21 protein-coding genes and 1 tRNA gene are annotated in these 20151 nt (G+C 72.1%); 9 read left to right on the top strand and 13 right to left on the bottom strand.

Annotation, left to right across the window (positions count from 1 at the left end; genetic code table 11):
• Window positions 1-79: 79 nt before the first annotated feature.
• Genes HP445_RS16355 through HP445_RS16320 form a run of 8 tightly spaced genes read right to left on the bottom strand, consistent with a single transcriptional unit; the run spans window position 80 to window position 9146 of the window.
• On the bottom strand, window positions 80-583 hold the full coding sequence (locus HP445_RS16355) for a Dps family protein (protein ID WP_071244661.1): 504 nt from the start codon (window positions 581-583) through the stop codon (window positions 80-82).
• Window positions 584-635: 52 nt separating this feature from the next.
• Window positions 636-1058 (bottom strand): SIP domain-containing protein, encoded by a 423-nt coding sequence (locus tag HP445_RS16350; RefSeq protein ID WP_111022884.1) that lies wholly within the window; start codon window positions 1056-1058, stop codon window positions 636-638.
• A gap of 29 nt (window positions 1059-1087) precedes the next feature.
• Entirely contained in the window at window positions 1088-1762 is a 675-nt protein-coding gene (locus HP445_RS16345; protein ID WP_071403870.1) for a TetR/AcrR family transcriptional regulator, read from the bottom strand.
• Window positions 1759-3855 carry a CocE/NonD family hydrolase gene (locus tag HP445_RS16340; RefSeq protein WP_128779896.1) on the bottom strand — a complete coding sequence of 699 codons (2097 nt, stop codon included), beginning with the start codon at window positions 3853-3855 and terminating at the stop codon, window positions 1759-1761. The genes HP445_RS16345 and HP445_RS16340 overlap by 4 nt, the downstream gene beginning before the upstream one ends.
• Window positions 3852-5639, bottom strand: coding sequence for a dipeptide ABC transporter ATP-binding protein (locus HP445_RS16335; RefSeq protein WP_128779895.1), 1788 nt, complete (start codon window positions 5637-5639; stop codon window positions 3852-3854). The genes HP445_RS16340 and HP445_RS16335 overlap by 4 nt, the downstream gene beginning before the upstream one ends.
• The gene (locus tag HP445_RS16330; RefSeq protein WP_071244656.1) at window positions 5636-6523 is read right to left on the bottom strand and encodes an ABC transporter permease; all 888 of its coding nucleotides are present in this window, start codon (window positions 6521-6523) and stop codon (window positions 5636-5638) included. The genes HP445_RS16335 and HP445_RS16330 overlap by 4 nt, the downstream gene beginning before the upstream one ends.
• A complete protein-coding gene (locus HP445_RS16325; protein ID WP_128779894.1) occupies window positions 6520-7548 on the bottom strand; it encodes an ABC transporter permease in 1029 nt (342 codons plus the stop codon). The genes HP445_RS16330 and HP445_RS16325 overlap by 4 nt, the downstream gene beginning before the upstream one ends.
• Window positions 7545-9146: an ABC transporter substrate-binding protein gene (locus tag HP445_RS16320; RefSeq protein WP_128779893.1), complete on the bottom strand. Its 1602-nt coding sequence runs from the start codon at window positions 9144-9146 to the stop codon at window positions 7545-7547. Before HP445_RS16320 ends, HP445_RS16325 begins: the two co-directional genes overlap by 4 nt.
• A 235-nt stretch (window positions 9147-9381) precedes the next feature.
• Here HP445_RS16320 and HP445_RS16315 point away from each other — a divergent pair, with 235 nt between their 5' ends.
• From HP445_RS16315 to HP445_RS16305, 3 genes are read left to right on the top strand one after another with little or no spacing between them, the layout of a single operon-like run.
• Entirely contained in the window at window positions 9382-9975 is a 594-nt protein-coding gene (locus tag HP445_RS16315) for a molybdopterin-dependent oxidoreductase (protein WP_128779892.1), read from the top strand.
• Complete coding sequence (locus tag HP445_RS16310) at window positions 9972-10763, top strand: ferredoxin reductase (RefSeq protein WP_128779891.1); 792 nt, start codon at window positions 9972-9974, stop codon at window positions 10761-10763. The genes HP445_RS16315 and HP445_RS16310 overlap by 4 nt, the downstream gene beginning before the upstream one ends.
• Entirely contained in the window at window positions 10763-11032 is a 270-nt protein-coding gene (locus tag HP445_RS16305; protein WP_128779890.1) for a DUF6510 family protein, read from the top strand. The genes HP445_RS16310 and HP445_RS16305 overlap by 1 nt, the downstream gene beginning before the upstream one ends.
• A 284-nt stretch (window positions 11033-11316) precedes the next feature.
• Here the strand turns inward: HP445_RS16305 and HP445_RS16300 are convergent.
• A tRNA-Gly gene (locus HP445_RS16300) sits at window positions 11317-11388 on the bottom strand.
• 133 nt (window positions 11389-11521) lie between these two features.
• On the opposite strand from HP445_RS16300, the gene HP445_RS16295 reads away from it, so the two are divergent.
• Window positions 11522-11728, top strand: a complete 207-nt coding sequence (locus HP445_RS16295; protein WP_027465565.1) for a hypothetical protein — start codon at window positions 11522-11524, stop codon at window positions 11726-11728.
• A gap of 19 nt (window positions 11729-11747) precedes the next feature.
• Here HP445_RS16295 and HP445_RS16290 read toward each other — a convergent pair whose 3' ends face one another.
• Window positions 11748-13130 (bottom strand): hypothetical protein, encoded by a 1383-nt coding sequence (locus tag HP445_RS16290; protein WP_128779889.1) that lies wholly within the window; start codon window positions 13128-13130, stop codon window positions 11748-11750.
• The gene (locus HP445_RS19030) at window positions 13127-13540 is read right to left on the bottom strand and encodes a MerR family transcriptional regulator (protein WP_111046070.1); all 414 of its coding nucleotides are present in this window, start codon (window positions 13538-13540) and stop codon (window positions 13127-13129) included. The genes HP445_RS16290 and HP445_RS19030 overlap by 4 nt, the downstream gene beginning before the upstream one ends.
• Window positions 13541-13596: 56 nt before the next feature.
• On the opposite strand from HP445_RS19030, the gene HP445_RS16280 reads away from it, so the two are divergent.
• Window positions 13597-14478 (top strand): alpha/beta fold hydrolase, encoded by an 882-nt coding sequence (locus tag HP445_RS16280; RefSeq protein WP_128779888.1) that lies wholly within the window; start codon window positions 13597-13599, stop codon window positions 14476-14478.
• A 15-nt stretch (window positions 14479-14493) separates the two neighbouring features.
• Here the strand turns inward: HP445_RS16280 and HP445_RS16275 are convergent, their stop codons facing one another.
• Both HP445_RS16275 and HP445_RS16270 read right to left on the bottom strand, forming a co-directional pair.
• Window positions 14494-14784: a hypothetical protein gene (locus HP445_RS16275; RefSeq protein ID WP_128779887.1), complete on the bottom strand. Its 291-nt coding sequence runs from the start codon at window positions 14782-14784 to the stop codon at window positions 14494-14496.
• Window positions 14784-15377, bottom strand: coding sequence for an HdeD family acid-resistance protein (locus HP445_RS16270; protein WP_128779886.1), 594 nt, complete (start codon window positions 15375-15377; stop codon window positions 14784-14786). The genes HP445_RS16275 and HP445_RS16270 overlap by 1 nt, the downstream gene beginning before the upstream one ends.
• 281 nt (window positions 15378-15658) lie before the next feature.
• Between HP445_RS16270 and HP445_RS16265 the strand changes: the two genes are divergently transcribed.
• The 4 genes from HP445_RS16265 (at window position 15659) to HP445_RS16250 (ending at window position 20107) form a co-directional block, all read left to right on the top strand.
• Complete coding sequence (locus tag HP445_RS16265; protein WP_164941106.1) at window positions 15659-16402, top strand: HpcH/HpaI aldolase family protein; 744 nt, start codon at window positions 15659-15661, stop codon at window positions 16400-16402.
• Between the two features lie 121 nt (window positions 16403-16523).
• Window positions 16524-18179, top strand: coding sequence for a catalase (locus HP445_RS16260; RefSeq protein ID WP_128779884.1), 1656 nt, complete (start codon window positions 16524-16526; stop codon window positions 18177-18179).
• 303 nt (window positions 18180-18482) lie between these two features.
• Entirely contained in the window at window positions 18483-18935 is a 453-nt protein-coding gene (locus HP445_RS16255; RefSeq protein WP_128779883.1) for a hypothetical protein, read from the top strand.
• Window positions 18932-20107, top strand: coding sequence for a zinc-dependent alcohol dehydrogenase (locus HP445_RS16250; protein ID WP_128779882.1), 1176 nt, complete (start codon window positions 18932-18934; stop codon window positions 20105-20107). Before HP445_RS16255 ends, HP445_RS16250 begins: the two co-directional genes overlap by 4 nt.
• Window positions 20108-20151 lie beyond the last annotated feature (44 nt).

Raw genomic sequence — 20151 nt, 5'->3', positions numbered from 1 at the left:
GCCCGGAGCGCGACCCGAGACGGACGGGAGGCCCGGTGCCAGCTGGCACCGGGCCTCCCGTCAGCGGGGTGGTCGCGACTCAGGCGGCGAGGTGCGCCTGCAGGAACCAGCGGTCCTTCGTCAGCGCGCGCTCGATCTCGATCGCGACGTCCTGGCTGTTGAGGTCGACCTCGTCGAGGCCGTCGACCGCACGGCGGACCTGCAGCAGCGCGGCGTCGATCTGGGCGATCACCTCGGTGATGGTGACGTCGGAGTTCTGGAAGCCCTGCGACAGCGGCGGCAGGGTGGTGTTCGCGGCGACGGTCGCGATGCGCGAGTCGACCGGCAGGCCGAGGGCGACGATGCGCTCCGCAGCCTTGTCCGCGTAGTCCTGCGCGTGCTCGACGATCTCGTCGAGGAGCTCGTGCACGCCGACGAAGTTGCGGCCACGGACGTGCCAGTGGGCCTGCTTGCCGTTGACGACGAGCGCCTCGAGGTCGATGACGACGGGGGCGAGGAACTGGGCGACCCCGGCTGCGAGCTCCGGCGTGGTCGAGAACGGGGACGTGGTGCTCGGGGTGGTGGTGCTGCTCTGCGTGGTCATGGCACAACCATGCCCCCGTCTTTTGCACATTGCAAGGAAGAGCAGGCTGCCCTTACCCGCCGTACTCGACCTGGACCTGCTGGCCGGCGTCGGTGAGTTCGAGCTGCACCATGGACCGAGCGCGCTCGATCCACGGGCTGTCCGCGCACCCGATCCACACCGAGGTGCGGGGCTCGCAGCCCGTCACGCACCACTCGGCGGCCCACCCGGTCAAGGCGTGTGCGAGGGCTTCGCCGTGGTCGGCGAAGACCAGCGGGGCGACGGCCGAGCTGCGGGCGCTCCGGACCAGCCAGGTCACGGTGACGCGCGGCGGGGCCGGCAGGATGCGGATCTGCTCGTCGAGGGCGACCTCGACGAAGACCTGCCCGTACGTGTTCTCGGGGAGTTCCTCGAGCTGGCGGTGGATCTCGACGAGGTCCTCGGCACCGCCCGCGATGAGGATGCGTTCGCTGGGCTGTCGCCGGGTCCGTGCCATGTGGCAACGGTAAGGGAAGCCTTACCTCATCACAAGGGGGAACGACCGGTTCCGGCGATGTCCACAGCGGGCACACCGAGTTCGTGCGACAGGAACCGCCACATCCACGACAGGGCGACCGTGTTCGTCAGCCCCGGGACGCCCTGGGCGATCTGGGTCGCGACGCCGTCGCTGTACGCGGCGAGCTGCAGCGCGACGGTGTCGGCGTCGACGGGGTCGCCGCCGTCGCTGCCCTGGCGTGTGCCACCGAACACCCCGGCGTCCACCCCGCGCCGGATGACCCGCACCAGGCAGGCCTCCCAGACGCGGATGCGTTCGGCGTACTCGGCGGCGACCTCGGGCCGCCGGACCACCGCGGTCCAGTAGTCGGACCAGATCCGCCAGTGCTGCCGGACCTGCTCGGTGTCGCCGAACAGCGGGGCGACGAGCATCCGAAGCCCCACCAGCACGTCGGGTTCGGCGTCGACCGCTGCGACGATGGCGCCGTAGAAGCGCTCCGTCTCGAGCACCACGACCTCGTTGAGGATCTCCGCGACGCTGCCGAAGTGGTACGTCACGGTGCCGACGGAGACGCCGGCCTCGGCCGCGATGTCACGCAGCCCGGTGGCGCCGACGCCGTTCCGGACGATCACCGCGCGGGCGGCCTCGACGATCATCGCGCGTCGGACCTCCGGCCGCTGCCGGACGCGTGCCGCCGCGGTCACGCCGAGGTCCGTGGGACGTCGTCGACGAAGGTCCGCTCGGTGACGAGCACCTCGGGTTCGTCGGGTCCGCCGTCGCGGGCCCAGGCGCGCACGGTGTTGACGACGTGGAAGGTGTCGGCGTCGGCGGTGACCTCGGACGTCGTCTCGAGGCGCGCGGCCCACTCCGGCTTCGTCAGCCCGATCGCCCAGCGGGAACTCGCCCGTGCGCTGGTCGGGTCGTCGGAGCGGATCCGGTACGTCTCGCGAGCGTCCTCGGTGAACACGAGGCCGTCCGGGTAGACGCGTCCGCCTCCGTACCCGGGGTCGACGTCGAGCGTCCACTCCCCCGTCTCGACGTCGTGCGTCACCGTGCGCTGCGGCAGCGGGTCGGCCGGCGCGACGCGCTCGATCACGAGGGGCTCGGACCGTTCGGGCTCGGCGAAGACCACCCCGTCGTCGGCCGACCGGGTCCAGGTGGGCAGGGTGACGCTCGAGGCGGTCGGGTCGATCGTCACGGTGGCCTCGACGCCGTGCGGCCACACCCACGGCCAGTACGACGACGAGACCGCGATGCGCAGCCGGTGTCCGGCGGCGAACCGGTGTCCGGTCGAGACCAGGCGCACGGGCAGGTCGGCGGGTGTCCCGGGCACGAGCACGTCGTCGCGGTCCATCCCGTCGCGCTTCGCGGCGTTCAGCACCCCGCGCGTGACGAGCGTCGACGAGCCGTCCGGTGCGACGTCGCAGAGCCGCACGGTCAGGGTGGCCCGGGGCTGGTCGCTCGTGACGGACAGCCGCACGAGCACGTTGCCGAGCAGGTCGAACGCCTTGCCGACGGGCAGGTCGAAGGTGACCGACCGGCCGTCCTCGGCGCGCTGGTCCGTCGGCAGGTCGGTGGCGTTGCCGAACGGGAAGAACCGACCGGCGTCCACCCCGGTGTGCTGCGGCGACCGCACAACGACCGGCCCGAGGTCACCGCCGCGCAGGGCGGCGAGGGGCAGGACACGCTCGTGGGTCGCGGCGGAGGGCCACGCCTCGGCACCGATCCAGCGACCGCGGCGACCGGCGTAGTAGGGCGCGGGGGCTTCGCCCTCGTTGATCCAGGCCCGCAGTGCGGGGTCGTCCTCGACGCCGGTGTCGACCCCGCGCAGCCAGCGGTCCCACCACCGCAGGGTCTCCTGCAGGAACCCGATCGACGGCCCCGGCGCGAGTCCACGGTCCGGGTACTGGTGCGACCACGGGCCGACGATGCCCTTCACGGGGGCGCTGACGTGGTCGACGAGCCGGAGCACGGCGTCCCGGTACGGGTCCGCCCACCCGCCGACGGCGAGCACCGCGGCGCGGATGCCGTCGTAGTCCTCGGCCGCGCTGCCGTGCCGCCAGTAGTCGTCGCGCTCCTGGTGCGCGAGCCACACCGGCGTCATCGGGCGGTTCGCCTCGAGGCGTTCCCGCCACCGGTCGATCCACCCGGCACCGACGACCTCGGGCCGGGGCGGCCGCGAGTTGAAGGCGAACATCGTCGCGCCCCAGGCCGCCATGTCGATGCCGAGCACGGCGCCGCCGACGTAGTGCACGTCGTTGTCGTACCGGTCGTCCGTCGAGCAGACCGTCACGATGGCCTTGAGGGCGGCGGGTGCCCGGGCTGCGAGCTGCAGGGCGTTGAAGCCGCCCCACGAGATGCCGAACATGCCGACGGCACCGGTCGACCACGGCTGCTCGGCGAGCCAGGCGATCACGGTCTCGCCGTCGAGCAGCTCCTGCTCGCTGTACTCGTCGTCGAAGAACCCGTCGGACGACCCGGTGCCGCGGATGTCGACCCGCACCGAGGCATAGCCGTGCTGGGCGTACCAGGGGTGCCGCTCCGAGTCGCGCGGTGCGGTCCAGTCGTCGAGCCGGTACGGCAGGTACTCGAGCAGCACCGGCGTCGGGTCGCTGGGCGCACCCGGCTGCGTCGGCGACTGCGACGGTGCCCAGATCCGGGCGTGCAGCCGCACGCCGTCGGGCATCGGGATCCACTCGTCGCGGACCGTCACGCCCGCGGGCAGCGAGCCAGGGTCGCCGATGGCGGTGAAGGTGGTGGCGGCGGTGCCGTGGTCGGTGCCGTCGTCGGTGGTCATGCGTCCTCCCAGTTGCGGGTGCGGTGTCCGTCGCCGTGGTCGGTCCAGCCGTCGGCGTGCCGCCAGCGCGGCACCCCGTCACCGACGTCGGGCAGGGTCGTGCTGCCGGGTTCGAGCGTCGCCGCGAGCAACGTCGACGTGTACGGGTGGTTCGGGCCGGTGAACACCCGCTCGGTCGGTCCGATCTCGACGATCCGACCACCGGTCATCACCGCGACCCGGTCCGCCACGCCCCGCACCACGGCGAGGTCGTGGCTGATGAACAGGCAGGCGAGCCCTCGTTCGCGCTGCAGGTCGGCCAGCAGCGCGAGGATCCCCGCCTGCACCTGCACGTCGAGCGCGGTGGTGATCTCGTCGGCGATCACGAGCGACGGCTCGGCCGCGAGTGCGCGCGCGATCCCGACGCGCTGGCGCTGCCCACCGGACAGCTGCGCGGGCAGGCGGTCGGCGAACTCCGGCCCGAGCCCGACCTGGCTGAGCAGGGCGCCCACGCGCTCGCGCGAGGACGAGCCGCTGAACAGCCGGAGCGGCCGCGCGACGGCTGCACCCACGGTGCGCCGCGGGTTGAGCGACGTGTCCGCGTTCTGGAACACGAGCTGCACGGCGCGCCGCAGGTCGGGCGCGCGGCCGGCGATCGGCTCGCGCAGGTCGCCGCGGGTCGTGCCGTCGTCGTACGTGAACGTCCCCGACTCGGCCGGCACCAGGCCGGCCAGCGCCGTCGCGAGCGTCGACTTGCCGCTGCCGGACTCGCCGACGACGGCGAGCGTCTCGTGCGCGGCGATCGTGAACGAGACGCCGTCGACGGCGGCCGGCAGGCCGCGGCCGTAGCGGATCACCAGGTCGTCCGCGGTCACCACGGGGCGGGCGGGACTTCCGGGAGGCACGGTGCCGGTGGCCGTGGAGCTGACCGTCCCGGGGACGGTCGCGTCGTCGGACACGTGCCCCGCGCCTCCAGGCCGCCGCCCGTCCGGCACCGCGGCCAGCAGGGCGCGCGTGTACTCGTGCTGCGGCGCGGCGAAGAGCGCCGCGGTGGCGGCGTGCTCGACGACCTCGCCGTCGCGCATCACGGCGATCTCGTCCGCCATGGCGGACACCACCCCGAGGTCGTGGCTGACGAGCAGGACGGCCATGCCGAGCTGCCGACCGAGGTCGGCGACCAGGTCGAGGACCGCGGCTTGCGTGACCACGTCGAGGGCGGTGGTCGGTTCGTCGAGGACGAGCACGCGCGGTCGGGCGGCGACGGCCATCGCGATGGCGATGCGCTGCTGCTGCCCGCCGGACAACTGGTGCGGGTACCGACGGACGATCGCGTCGGGGTCCGGCAGCCGGACCATGCGCACCAGCTCGGCGACGCGTTCGGGGCCGTCGGGCTCGCCGTGGGCGCGGAGGGCCTCGCGGATCTGCTCGCCGACGCGCATCGACGGGGTGAGTGCCTGCCCGGCGTTCTGGGCGACGACCGAGGCGGTGCCGCCGCGGAGCGCCCGGCGGCCGGCCGGCGACAGGGCGAACACGTCGGCGCCGTCGACGCGGACCGTCCCGCCGTCGATCGCCGACCCGGCGCGCAGGTGTGCGAGGAGCGTCCGCGCGACGGTGGACTTGCCGCTGCCGGACTCGCCGACCAGGCCGAGGGTGCGACCGGCCTCGATCGCGAACGAGACACCCCGGACGACGGGGACGCGCCGTTTGCCGGCGGCGTACGAGATGGACAGGTCGTCCACGCGGACGATCGCGTCGGGCACGGTCGCCGTCGCGGCGGACGTCGTGCCGGTGTCGGTGCGGGTCATGCGCTGACTCCCTGCTTGGCGCGGTCGACGCCGAGCGACTTGCTCAGGCCGTCGGCCGCGAGGTTCAGTCCGATCACCAGCGTGGCGAGGGCCACGATCGGGGCGAGCGTGCCGAGCGGCACCACGGTGAGCGCGGTGCGGTTCTCCTGCACCATCAGGCCCCAGTCCGGGGTCGGCGGGTTCGCGCCGAAGCCCAGGAAGGACAGCGACGCGACGAGCAGCACGATCCACGAGGCCCGCATCGCGTACTCGACGAGCACGACGTCGAGCACGTTCGGCAGGATCTCGCGGAACACGATCGACAGCGGCCGCTCGCCCCGGGCGCGGGCCGCGGTGACGTAGTCCTGGGTGATCACGGTGCGGGCGGCGCCGCGGACGACCCGGGTCACCGCGGGGGCGTAGACGACCGTGACGGCGAGGACGATGACCCAGAGGCCGGCGTCGAAGACGGTCACGACGACCAGGAGCGCGAGGATCGACGGCACGCTGAGCAGGGCGTCGACGACGCGCATGACGACCTCGTCGAACCAGTTGTCGGCGTAGGCGGTGACGCAGCCGAGCACGGTGCCGACCGCGACGGCGATCGTGGTGGCCAGGAAGGTCACGGACAGCGCGTACCGGCCGCCGTTCAGGGTGCGGGAGAGGACGTCACGCCCGTACTGGTCGGTGCCGAGCCAGTGCGTCCACGTCGGACCGGCGAGCACGTCGCCGGCGTTCGTGGCGACCGGGTCGTGCCCGGCGATGACCGGCGCGAGCAGGGCGAGGACGACGTGCAGGGCGATGAGGCCGAGGCCGATGCTCAGCGCCGTCGACCCGCGCAGGGGTGCGAGCGCGCCGGCGAGCACGTCGCGTCCGACGCGGCGGCGGGGTGCGGTGGCGGTCATGCGGCGGCCTTCCTGGTGCTGCGGGCGCTGCGGGTGCGCGTGCGCGGTCGTCGCTGGCGGGTCCGCAGCTTCGGGTCGAGTGCGAGCGCGACGAGGTCGGCGGCCAGGTTGCACACGACGTAGATCAGGGCGCTCAGCAGGGCGATCGCCTCGATGGTGGGCAGGTCGCGGTTGAACACCGACTCGAGCATGAGCTTGCCCATCCCCGGGTAGTTGAAGACGTTCTCGACCACCACGACACCGCCGAGCAGCCACGCGACGTTGAGCGCGACGACGTTGAGCGTCGGCAGCAGAGCGCTCGGGACCGCGTGCTTCCACACCACCCGGCGCATCGTCAGGCCCTTGAGCTCGGCAGTCGTGACGAACTCCGACGCCATCACGTCGATGGTCGACGAGCGGGCCGTCCGCACGATGTAGGCGGCCATCGCGAGGGTCAGCACGATGATCGGCAGCCAGATGGTGGGCAGCAGCTCGGCCACGGTGGCGTCGCTCCCCCGCAGCACGACGGCGGGGAACACCGGCAGGCCGATCGCGAATAGCAGCACCAGCACGGTGGCGACCATGAACTCCGGCACGCTCATCACGACCAGGCTGACGATCGAGATCACCTTGTCGCTCGGACGGCCGCGGCGGACACCGGCGACGACACCGAGCGTCAGGGACACCGTGACGCCGACGAGCATCGCGGGCACGGCGATGAGCATGCTGTTCCGGAAGGCCGTGAACAGCGTCGGGGCGACCGGTTCGCCGCTGACGAGCGAGGTGCCGAAGTCGCCGTGCACCGCGCCGCCGAGCCAATGCAGGTAGCGGAGCCAGACGTTCTGGTCGAGGCCGAGGGTCTCGCGCAGTTGCTTGACGGCGTCGGGGGTGGCGTTCTGCCCGAGCAGCTGCTGGGCGACGTCACCGGGGAGTGCCTGCACCGCGAGGAACACGAAGAGCGAGGCGAGCACCACGGTCAGCACGGCGATGCCGACGCGGCGGAGGACGGGGACGAGGACGTCCGACGGCGTGTTCGTGGTCGTCATCGGCGCAGTCCGATCCGCAGGTAGTCGAACTCGAAGCCGTACTCCGAGTAGTTCACGACGTCGCGGGACAACCCCACGAGCCGGTCGCCGAACATCGGCGTCATGTCGGCACCGTCCTCGACGACGAGCCGCTGGGCGTCCTGGTACAGGGTGAGCCGCTTGGCGTCGTCCATCTCGGCGCGGGCGTCGTCGAGCAGCCCGTCGAAGGTCTCGTTCGACCAGGCGCTCTCGTTGTACGACGACCCAGAGCGGAAGATCTGGTTGAGCAGCTGGTCGATCGGCCGCCCCGTGAACCAGTAGCTCACCATGAGCGGCTTCTGCATCCAGATCTGCGTGTAGTACGAGTCCGAACTCGCGTTGCGGACGGTCAGGCGGATGCCCGCGTCGGCGACGGCGTCGCGGTAGGCGACGGCCATCGGGGTGAACACCGACTCGTAGCTCGACGTGTAGATCGCGGCGCGGAAGTCCTCGCGCCCGGCCTGCTTGAGCAGCGCCCGGGCCTTGTCCGGGTCGTACTCGCGGTGGTCGTCGACGAACGCGGCGAGCTGCGGCGGCACGGGGTTGTCCCAACCCGCCGAACCGGTGCCCTGCAGTGCGGTGTCGACGATCTTCCGGGGGTCGTAGGCGAGCTTCATCGCCTGGCGCACCCGCGGGTCGCTGAACTCGTCGCTCGTGGCCAGCATCGGGATCGTGTACCACTGGGCGTTCTTCGACCGGGCGACGGTGGCGCGGTCGGACGCCGAGACCACCCGGGCGGTTGCGAAGTCCAGGTTGGTCTGCGAGATGAGGTCGATCTGTCCGGCGAGCAGGGCGTTCACCCGCGCGGTGGTGTCCTGGATCGAGTAGAAGTCGATGCCGTCGAGCGCCGGGCGGCCGGCGAAGTGGTCCGGGAACGCCTCGACGCTGCCGGCACCGGCGGGGGTGAACGACGACAGCCGGAACGGCCCCGTCCCGATCCCGGTGCGGCCGATGTCGGCGACGGCGTCGGCCGGCACGATGTAGCACTGGTAGGCGGTGAGCAGCGACGGGAACTCGGCGTTGGGCTTGGTCAGCGAGAAGCGCAGCGTGTACGGGTCGACGGCGCGCATCGAGTCGGCGTCCATGACCTCGCCGAGCACCCCGGCCTGCGGGCTGCCGGTCTTCTCGTCGAGGATGTGCCGGATGCTCGCGATGGCGTCGTCGGCGGTGAACCGGGACCCGTCGTGGAAGGTCACGCCCCGGCGGAGCGCGAACGTCCACTCGGTGCCGTCGGCGTTCGCGGACCACTCCTCGGCCAGGTCCGGCACCGGGGTGCCCTGCTGGTCGAGCTTGACGAGCCGGTTGTACAGCGCGCCGAGGTACTCGTAGGCCGACAGCGAGCTCGCGGAGTCGAGGGTCTCGGCGGCGGACGCGGCGGGCCGTGCGATGCGCAGGCGTCCGCCGCGACGGGCGACGCCCGTGGCCGCGGCCTCGGGGATCGTGGGGGTGCCGGCGGTCGCACCGGAGCTGCATCCGGCGAGCGTGAGCAGGCCGAGGCCGGCCAGACCGGCGGCGCCGGTGATGAGCGCCCGACGGCTCGGACCGTGGGCATTGCGGGGTTCGGGGACGATGGGCTGCATTCGGGGTGACCCCTCCTGTAATCGTTCCGGTGAACGATAGAGGTCCCGGGCCGATCCCCCAAGCCCGCTCCTGACGCGCGGATCACCACCGCGTCCGACCCGATCGGCGAGCCTGCGCGGATCCGCCGCCGCGCACGACCGTTCCGTACACGGGTGGAACGTTTACCAACCCGTTACACGGCACCGCCCGGCACACGGCATGATCGGGAACGCACCGACGTCCCCGAGGAGGACCATGGCCACGTTCACCCGCGGGTTCGGCGGTCGCCGCGACGACCGCGACGACACCCGCATCCCGCCCGGTCAGACCCTGGTCCGCGACTGGCCCGTCCTGTCCGCCGGGGCGACGCCCGACATCGAGTCGACCGACTGGGCCTTCTCGATCCGCACCGAGTCCGGCCTCCACCAGTGGACCTGGGACGAGGTGCACGCACTCGGCGTCGAGGACGTCACCGTCGACATCCACTGCGTCACGCACTGGACCAAGCTCGACATGCCGTGGCGGGGTGTCCCGCTCGACCGCCTGTTCGAGGACGTCGAGACCGAACTCGACTACTGCATGGTGCACAGCTACGGCGGCTACACGACCAACGTCCCGCTCGACGAGCTGCTCGACGGGAAGTCCTGGATCGCGTTCGAGGCCGACGGCGAGCCCCTGACGCCCGAGCACGGTGGGCCCGCCCGCCTGCTGGTGCCCCACCTGTACTTCTGGAAGAGCGCCAAGTGGGTGCGCGGCATCGTCATGCAGTCCGACGACGAGCCCGGCTTCTGGGAGAACGCGGGCTACAACCTGCACGGCGACCCGTGGAAGGAAGAGCGGTACTGGTGACGCTCCCCGACACCGGCCTGGAGGCACGGATCACCCCCGTCGCTCGTCCCGCCACCCGCAGGCGGCCGGCCTGGCACGCCGCCACCGTCGCGTCCGTCGGCCGCGAGACGACGAACGCGCGGCGGATCGTCCTCGACGTCCCCACCTGGCCGGGCAACGACCCCGGGCAGCACCTGGACCTGCGGCTGACCGCCGAGGACGGCTACCAGGCACAGCGTTCGTACTCGATCGCGTCGGCCGGCCCCGCGACCGACGTCGTGCTCGCGGTCGACCGGGTGGACGGCGGCGAGGTCTCCCCGTTCCTCGTCGATGCCGTCGAGGTCGGCGACGCGCTCGAGGTCCACGGACCCCTGGGTGGCTGGTTCGTCTGGCGGCCGGGCGAGTCCACCCGTCCGGTGCAGCTCATCGCCGGCGGCTCCGGCATCGTGCCGCTCGTCGCGATGGTGACCGCCCACGCCGAGGCGGACGACCCGGCGCCCTTCCGGCTCCTCGCGGCCGTCCGCACACCGGACGACGTCTTCTTCCGTCCGGAACTCGACCAGGCGCTCGCGAGCCGGGCACCGCTCGAGGTGACCCACGTGTACAGCCGCACCGTGCCTCCAGGCTCGTCCGTGCCGGCCGGCCGGCTGACGCGGGACACGCTCGCTGCCGCGGTGTTCCCGCCGGACGCGGGTGCCCTGGTCTACGTGTGCGGGTCGACGCCGTTCGTCGAGCAGGTGCTGCGCTGGCTCACCGAGCTCGGGCACGACACCAGCGACGTGCGCGCCGAACGGTTCGGGGGCAACTGATGGTCGTCGTGGACGGCAACGCGCTGGCGGGGACGCTGGCCGACAGCCTGGGGCCCGAGCCGACCGTGGTCGCCCTGCTGTGCGCCGGGTGCGGGTCGCTCGGGGTGCTCGGGCAGACCACCGTCTACCGCACCGCCATGGGGTCGGTGGCGCGCTGCCGCGGGTGCGACACGGCGCTCGTCACGGTCGTGGAATCCGGGGCCCGGCGGTGGGTCGGGTTGCCCGGCGCCCGCACGATGTCGGCGCCGATACCGGACGGCATCGAGTAGCACAAGGCTCGCGCGGCGGGTCGTGCGGGTTTCTTGCGGGTTCCCGCAACCCTGGATCCGGTTCCCACCCGAACGGGGGACGGCTCCGGATACATCCTCGGAACTGCGCCGGGCCACCCACCCGGCGCGTGCCAGTGGGGGCAGGGTCGCCTCCGCGCCCGGTGGGCGCGGGAACCCGAAGCCTGCGCCCGCTGGGCCCCCACGCCTTCGGTGCCGCGACGCCCCGCAACGACGGAACCCCCGCCGCTCTTCCGAGCGACGGGGGTTCCGGTCTTCCTGTTCTGAGCGGATGACGAGATTCGAACTCGCGACCCTCACCTTGGCAAGGTGATGCGCTACCACTGCGCCACATCCGCATTCACACGCCGTCCTGGCCGTGCGGAGATGACTCTACCCGAAGAAGGGCGGCAGCACCGGTTCCGGTGGAGGTTCCGGGCGTGTCCGGCGCGGCGCGGGCGGTCCGTCAGGTCGACGGAGTTCGATCAGACCATGAGCTACGTGCACGACAATCCCGGCGGGACCGAGGCCCACGGCGTCGACCTGGTCGACGGCGACGCCCCCGCGATCCGGATCCTGGTGCACGGCGACCTGCCGACCACGATCGAGCACGAGGGCCGCACCTGGCTCGCGACGGGCGACGCCCACGACGCGGGCGACGACGACACCCCGCCGATCGCGATCTACCGCCCGGTCTGAGCCGACCCAGGGCGGCCCGTCAGTGTCCGCGGACGTCTCCCGTCAGGATCGCGTGCTCGACACCCGCTGACAGCTCGTCGTGCAGGGCGTCCGCGAAGAACTCGCCGGCACCGAGGCTGATGAGGTGCGCGACCGCGGCCTCGGCGGCCGGGAACCCGGGCTCCCACTCGTCGTGCAGGAACGCGCGGACGTGTCCGGACTCGTGCACGACGACCACGCCGATGTGCTCGTGCCGGGTGCCGTCCTCGAGCACGGCGTCGAAGACGATCGGCTCGGTGTCCTCACCGAGTTCCTCGAGCAGGACGGTGCCGGTGCCCGGCCACTCCGTCCGGTACGGCGGCAGGTCGGGTGCGTGCAGGTGCCCGGCGAGCTCGTCCGACGCCGACTCGATGTGTCCGGTGGACAGGTACTCGTCGACGACGTCGTGGATGCGGGCGTGCAGGTCCGGCTCGTACTGCCACCAGCGCTGGTGCACGGTGCGCAGCCACTCCTGGGTCGCGGCGTCGGCCGAGGCCGAGATCCCCACGAGCTGCGGTGCGGTGCCGGGCGAACCGACGACCTCGAGCTGTTCGTCGTGCGTCTCCACCGTGATCGACCCGGTGGTCTCGTCCGGGTGCACGCCGTGGACGTCCTCGGGCGCGGCGGCCCAGATGCTGGCGGGGAGCTTCGGCGGCAGGTCGAACGGCACCGCGATCGCGGGTTGCGTCATCGCGTGGTCGATCGCGTCGCCGAGGTGCACCTCGTCCGCCCGGGACCCCATCACGATGCCACCGGTCGGCGGCGCGAGCGACAGGTGTTCCAGGTCGTCCGGCGCGGCGTTCATCGAGGTGAGCACCGCGGTGTCGGCCCACTGCACGAACCCGCCGGCGGAACGGTCGTCCTCGCCGAACGGCACGTCCCACACCGTCGGGTCCGTGAGCACCCACGATGCGGTGCGACCGGCCGGACCGTGGCGGACCGCGTCGACGATCGCCGGCACCAGTCCGGGCAGCGCTCGGTAGGCGGGACGGACCGTGAGTCGGTCGACGGCGAGCAGGTCGGGCTTGCCGAGCATCTCGGCGGCGTGGGTCTGTAGCGAGAAGAACGTCTCCCCCGTCGCGTCCTGTGCGGCGACGGCGGACGCGAAGGACCCCGCGACGTCGGAGACCTGGTAGCCGAGCACCAGGGCCTCGAGCGACTCCGGTGCACGGCTCGTGAAGGCGGTGACCTCGGCGACGGAGACCGCCTCGGTCTCGTCGTCGTCGGTGATCGGGACGCGGACGTCGATCACCCACCGGTCGACGTCCTGCCCGGGGTAGGCGTCACCGTCCTCGTCCGAGATCGTGATGTGCACCAGGCGCAGGGAACCGTCCCAGGCGTCGTGGACGTGCTGGGCGATGGCGGCATCGGGGTCGTCGTTCACGGACGCAACGGTACCGGTGCGGAGGGCCCCGACCGGAGCCGCGTGCCCGAGGAGGCGTAGGCGGAGCACGACGGGCACCGCGTCAGCAGGTCGTGGGTGCAGTCGATCACGTGCTCGAGGAACCGCTCGGCATCGGCCAGCTGGTCACGCTGCGCCCGGATCTGGCGGAGACGCTCGGTGATCACGCCGGACCGGTCGGGTGCACTCCGTCGGAGCACCAGCCGGATCTCCGCCAGGCTCATGCCGACGCCCTGGCAGGCCCGGACGACCTGCAGGCGACGGACGTCTTCCTCGGAGTACTCCCGGTGACCCGACGGCGCTCGATCGGGGACGACGACCCCCGTGTCGTGCCAGTGCCGCAGCACGTGGACCTCGACGCCGACCCGCCGAGCTGCTGCACCGATCCGCACCGCGCCCCGTTCGTTCCTCTTGACCTCAGGTCGACCTGAGGTCCTAGCGTGCGACCATGCTGCCACGCCGAGCGCCCCTCCCCGTACCCGTCCTCCTCCCCGCTCCGGTCCCGGTCGTCGTGGACGGCACCACCATCGCCACGAGGGTCCTCGAGCCGGCAGGACCGGCACGCGGCGACGTCGTCCTGTGCCACGGCACCCCCTGGTCGTCCGCGGTCTGGGCCGATGTCGGCCGGGCACTCGCGCAGGACCACCGGGTGTTCCTCTGGGACATGCCCGGGTACGGCGACTCGGACCGCGGGCCGACCGTGGACGCCACGCTCCGAGCGCAGGCGACCCGTCTCGGCGCGCTCCTCGACCGGTGGGGCCTCGATCGACCCCACCTGGTCGCACACGACCTGGGCGGCGCCGTGGCGCTCCGGGCACACCTGCTGCACGGTGCCGAGTACGCGAGCCTGTTCCTCTGGGACGCCGTCGTGCTCGACCCGTGGGGCTCTCCGTTCTTCCGGCTGGTGGCGGAGCACCGTGACGTCTTCGACCGACTCCCCGGCGACCTGCACGCCGCCCTGGTGCGGCAGTACATCGACGGTGCCTCGGCGCGGGGCTTCTCGCCGGCGGACCTCGAGGCCCTGGCGCGGCCCTGGGCCGGCCCCGAGGGGCAGGTCGCGTTCTCACTCCAGATCGCCGCGCTGACCCCCGACGACACCCGCGCGGTCGCCGAGCTGTTGGGCTCCGTGCGGTGCCGGACACGGATCGGGTGGGGGCGGCAGGACCCCTGGATCCCCCTGCACCAGGCGTACGACCTGCAGACGGCGCTGCCGGGGCACCCCGAGGTCGTCGTGCTCGACGACGTCGGGCACCTCGCGCCGTGGGAGGACCACGTCGCGGTCACGGCCGCACTCCGGCAGTGGGTACACCGTCCGGTGGGCTCGGAGTGACCCGCACGGCGCCGTTCAGATCAGGGCGCGGGCGGCGAGCACGACGGCCGCTCCCCCGACGGTCAGCGCCGCGAGCACCGACAGCACCACCGCGACGGTGTCCCGCCGGGCCGGGGCGCTCGCGCGGACGGCACCGGCGACGAGCTGCTGGGCCGCCGCCAGGGACGCCGCGCTCCCGAGCGGGCGGTCGTCCTGGTCGAACGCCAGGAACCGCTCACGGACGTGCAGCACGATCCCCAGGCTGGTCCCGTGGTCGCGCGCCACCCACGACTTCGGTCCCTGCTGCTCCCAGCGGACGGCGAGCATCAGGGGCCCGGGACCGGCAGGCCGGCCCGCTCCCCCACCCCACGCGGCCAGCTGAACGCGACGACGAGCTGGACGACACCGAACACGATGAGCACGCTCCCCACAGCGGCCACCGTCACGAGCGCGCCGAGACCCGGAAGGTTCATCACCAGGATGCCGCTCAGCACACTGAGCACGGCGAGCACCACGGTCAGCGCACGGCGGCCCACCCACGGTGCGTAGATGAGTGCGATGCCCTCGAGGATCCAGGCGAACCCGAGCAGCAGTGCCACCCATCGCGCCCCGATCGGCGGGAACACGATCGCGACGACACCGCCAGCGGCGACCAGCGCCCCGAGGACCACCAGCCCGATCTGACGCCACCAGACCCGAGGGTGCACCTGGAGTCCCCGGACGACCAGCGCCGCCCCCGACACGACCAGGTAGGTCCCGAAGACCCACGACACCGCGAACAGCGTCGCGTGGGGCAGGACGATCGCAGCGAGCCCGGCGAGCACGCCCACCGCGCCGACGATCCCGAACGCCACCCGGATCCCGTCGCCGGCCGGCGGACGCGAGCCCGTCCGCTGGCCGACGTCACGTTCGTCACGCATGTCCGTCCGACCTCCCTGCAGGTCCCGGCTGGTGCTGCGGTGCTGGTGGGTGTTGGCGACCTGTGATCGCCCGTGCAGTGCGTCCTGCGCACAGGACTACACCCGAAGGTGAGCACTTGTCCATGTCCCATGCGTGCGCATGAGGCCATCCCCCGGCCCGGCCCGGCCCGGCCCGTCCCCGGCGCCGCCGCGTGCGCGTCGAGTTCCCCGTGGGCGGTAGCCTGACGCGCCGGACGACCGAACGCCGACGCCCGCGACGGCAGACCAGATGGAGGACCACGGTGCCAGCACTCGGAGACGGCCGCGCCGACGGCGTGTGGTGCACGCTCGGCGAACCCCGGACCACCGCGCAGATCGCCCAGAACGGGTTCGCCTGGCTCGGCCTCGACGCCCAGCACGGCGCCTTCGACGACGCCACGCTCCTGGCGACGATGCCGGCGCTCGCCGCGGTCGCACCGCAGGTCCCCGTGGCCGTCCGGGTCGCCGAGGGCTCGGACGCGGCCATCGGCCGTGCGCTCGACCTCGGCGCGGACATCGTGATCGTCCCGATGATCGAGACCGTCGAGCAGGCCGAGCACGCCGTCCGTGCCGCGCACTACCCACCGCGGGGCCGGCGGAGCTGGGGGCCGATGGCGGGACTCTGGGGCGGTTCGGCACCGTCCGCCGTCGCTGCCGACCCCGAGGTGTGGGTGATGCTCGAGACACCCGAGGGCCTCCGTGCCGCCGAGGAGATCCTGGCGGTCCCGGGCGTCTCGGCGGTGTTCGTCGGTCCCTTCGACCTGTCGATCGGACTGGGCATCGAGCTGGACGTACTGCTGCACGACGACGGCGCACTCCCCGCGATCGTCTCCGCAGCCGGCCGCGCTGGCAAGCACACCGGCGCCTTCGCCGGCGACCTGGCCCGCGCCGAACGTCTCCGCGCACTCGGCTTCGACCGCGTCGCCGTCGTCACCGACGGGACCCTGCTGGCCCACGGAGCGGCCACGGTGCTCGGCGAAGCAGCCACCGGTCGCACCTCGTACTGACGGGTCGTCAGCGGCGACCGGTCCTCGTCCGCGTCCTCGACGCCGCTGAGAGGGCGTGCCCGCGCCCGGTCCACACTCGGTCGGGAACCCGAGCCGACCGCGACCGCAGAGAGGACGAGACATGACCGACGTCTCCAGCCAACCGCCCGCCGAGGGCGACGACCGCCGCATCCTGACGAACCGCCAGGGCCACCCCGTCTCCGACAACCAGAACCAGCGCACCGTAGGGGCCCGTGGCCCGGCGACGCTCGAGAACTACCAGTTCCTCGAGAAGATCAGCCACTTCGACCGCGAACGGATCCCGGAGCGCGTCGTGCACGCCCGCGGTGCCGTCGCCTTCGGGTACTTCGAGGCCACCGGCACGTGGGGTGACGAACCCATCGCGCAGTACACCCGCGCGAAGCTGTTCCAGGAGGCCGGCAAGCGCACCGACCTGGCGATCCGGTTCTCCACCGTGATCGGCGGCAGAGACTCCTCCGAGGCTGCCCGCGACCCGCGCGGCTTCGCCGTGAAGTTCTACACCGAGGACGGCAACTGGGACCTCGTCGGCAACAACCTCGGCGTCTTCTTCATCCGCGACGCCATCAAGTTCCCCGACGTCATCCACTCCCTCAAGCCCGACCCCGTGACCTTCCGCCAGGAGCCCGCGCGCATCTTCGACTTCATGTCGCAGACCCCCGAGTCGATGCACATGCTCGTCAACCTGTTCAGTCCACGTGGCATCCCCGCGAACTACCGCACGCAGCAGGGCTTCGGCGTGAACACCTACAAGTGGGTGAACGCGGACGGTGACACCAAGCTCGTCAAGTACCACTGGATCCCGTCGGTGGGCGTGTCCTCGATGACCGAGGCCGACGCCGCCGCGGTGCAGGCCGGCGACCTCGGGCACGCGTCGAAGGACCTGTACGAGGCGATCGAGCGTGGTGAGTACCCCGAGTGGGAGCTCCGTGTGCAGCTCATGGACGACCACGAGCACCCGGAGCTCGACTTCGACCCGCTCGACGACACGAAGGTGTGGCCGGAGAACGAGTTCCCGCCGAAGCCCGTCGGCAAGATGGTCCTGGACCGCAACGTCACGAACCACTTCGCCGAGAACGAGCAGCTGTCCTTCGGCACCGGCGTGCTCGTCGACGGCCTCGACTTCTCCGACGACAAGATGCTCGTCGGCCGCACGTTCTCGTACTCGGACACGCAGCGCTACCGCGTCGGCCCGAACTACCTGCAGCTGCCGGTGAACGCCCCGAAGAACGGCGCCGTCGCGACCAACCAGCGCGACGGGCAGATGGCGTACCACCAGGACCACGGCGGCGAGAACCCGCACGTCAACTACGAGCCGTCGATCACCGGCGGCCTGCGCGAGGCGGAGTACCCGACCCACGACGACCAGGGACCGGAGATCGTCGGGCGTCTCACCCGCAAGCGGATCCCCCGGACGAACGACTACACCCAGGCCGGCCAGCGGTACCTGCTCCTGCAGGACTGGGAGCGCGACGACCTCGTCGCGAACTTCGTCGACCTCATCTCGCAGGCGGCCCGTCCGGTGCAGGAGCGCATGCTCTGGCACTTCTACATGGTCGAGGACGACCTGGGTCGTCGTGTCGGCGAGGGGCTCGGCATCGCCCTCGACGAGGTCAAGGACCTGCCCCCGCTGCAGTCCCAGACGCTCAGCGACGACGAGCTCGCCCGCCTCGCGAACCTCGGTCACAACGGCTCCCGCGACGTCGAGGGCCTGATGATGACGCACTGCGTCCCCGACGAACGCGCCGTGCGAGTCTGAGACGCGACCCCAGGACGGACGGGAGGCCCGGTGCCAGCTGGCACCGGGCCTCCCGTCCGTCTCGCTGCCGTCACCTGCCGCAGCGCATCGCGGACAACCCGGGACGGCACCAGGGCAGCCACGCTCAAGGTGAATCGACAGGAGCGACTCCGTGGTCCCGACCGGCACGATCGCGCGGTCGTCGCTCCCGTCCCGTTGATCCGCACCGATGCGACTCAAGGAGGCCGCGATGGAACACACGAATCCCCGGCGGTGTGACGCGAACGCGTCCGCTGCCCACCGACTCCTCGCTGGGACACCACGATGAGGGCCCGGAACCTCGCCGCCGCTGCGATGGTCACGGCTGCCGTCGGCATCGTCGTCTCGCGCCGCCGACGCGGCGCACCCGGGCCCGTACGGAAGGTGCTGGCCGAACCGCGTTCCGGCTGGCATGCGGTCACGGTGAACCGCGGGCAGGACGCGGTGCTGCCAGGCGGGCGGATCCCCGCGCCGCTCACGGCGTTCGGGCTGGACGTCGAGGTGGAGGCCCGTCCCGCGCCCGGCGATCGTGGCACCGAGCTCCGTGCCCGGTTCCGTGGCGGCGGCCCGGATTCTCAGGGTCGGCTGCGGGCCGCTCTACGTGAAGCGAAGCAACTCATCGAGGTCGGCGAGGTGCTCCGGGTGGATCCGGTCCCCCACGGCCGACGGAAGGCCACACCCACCGGCGCGTTGGTGGACGTGGCGACGAAACGGAGCAACGAGGAGGGTGTGCTGTGAAGGCGCTCTGTTGGACCGGGGTCAACGAGACCGCGGTGGAGACGGTGGAGGACCCGAAGATCCTCAACGATCACGACGTGATCCTGAAGGTGCGTCTGAGCACCACCTGCGGCTCGGACCTGCACCTGCTCGGCGGGTACATCCCGAGCATGCGCTCCGGTGACGTCCTGGGGCACGAGTTCATGGGAGAAGTCGTCGAGACGGGATCGGCCGTCACGAAGCACAAGGTGGGCGACCGGGTCGTCGTCTGCTCGTTCATCGCCTGCGGGCAGTGCTGGTACTGCACCCACGGACAGTTCTCACTCTGCGACAACGGCAACCCGAACCCGGGCTTGACCGAGGCGATGTGGGGGTCGTCGATCGGCGGCTGCTTCGCCTACAGCCACGCGCTCGGCGGGTTCGCAGGCAGCCACGCCGAGTACGTCCGCGTGCCCTACGCCGACCAGGGGGCGTTCACGGTCCCCGACGGCGTGTCCGACACGGCCGCCCTGTTCGCCTCCGATGCCGCACCCACCGGGTGGACCGGAGCCGACCTGGCCGGGATCACACCGGGTGACACCGTCGCAGTGTGGGGCGCCGGTGGCGTCGGCCAGATGGCCGCTCGTGCGGCGATGCTCCTCGGCGCCGAGCAGGTGATCGTGATCGACCGTCTGCCCGAGCGGCTGCGACAGGTGCGCGAGCACATCGGTGCCGAGACGCTCGACTACACCGGCGACGCCGTGCTCCCGGAACTCAAGGAACGCACCGGCGGTCGGGGTCCCGACGTGTGCATCGAGGCCGTCGGCATGGAAGCGCACGGCACCGGACCGCTGTACCTGTACGACCAGGCCAAGCAGCAGCTGCGGTTGCAGACCGACCGGCCGACCGCCCTGCGCGAGGCGATCTACGCCTGCCGGAAGGGCGGCAGCCTGTTCTCGCTCGGGGTCTTCGGTGGGCTCGTCGACAAGTTCCCGTTCGGCGCGATCATGAACAAGGGCATGACGGTCCGCGGCGCCCAGCAGCACGGGCACCGCTACATCCCGATGATCCTCGACCGCATCGCCGCGGGAGAGATCAGCACCGAGCACCTCGCCACGCACGTGATGCCACTGTCGCAAGGGCCGCGCGGGTACGAGATGTTCAAGAACAAGGACGACGGCTGCGTCAGGGCCGTCTTCGCCCCCGGCGTGTGACGACCGACCACGCAGCGGACAGGAGGAAGGAACGATCGTGAAGG

Source organism: Curtobacterium flaccumfaciens (assembly GCF_013359815.1).
Taxonomy (GTDB): Bacteria; Actinomycetota; Actinomycetes; order Actinomycetales; family Microbacteriaceae; genus Curtobacterium; species Curtobacterium flaccumfaciens.
Note: the sequence above shows the minus strand (reverse complement) of the source record. Positions and strands in the feature narration are given on the sequence as shown.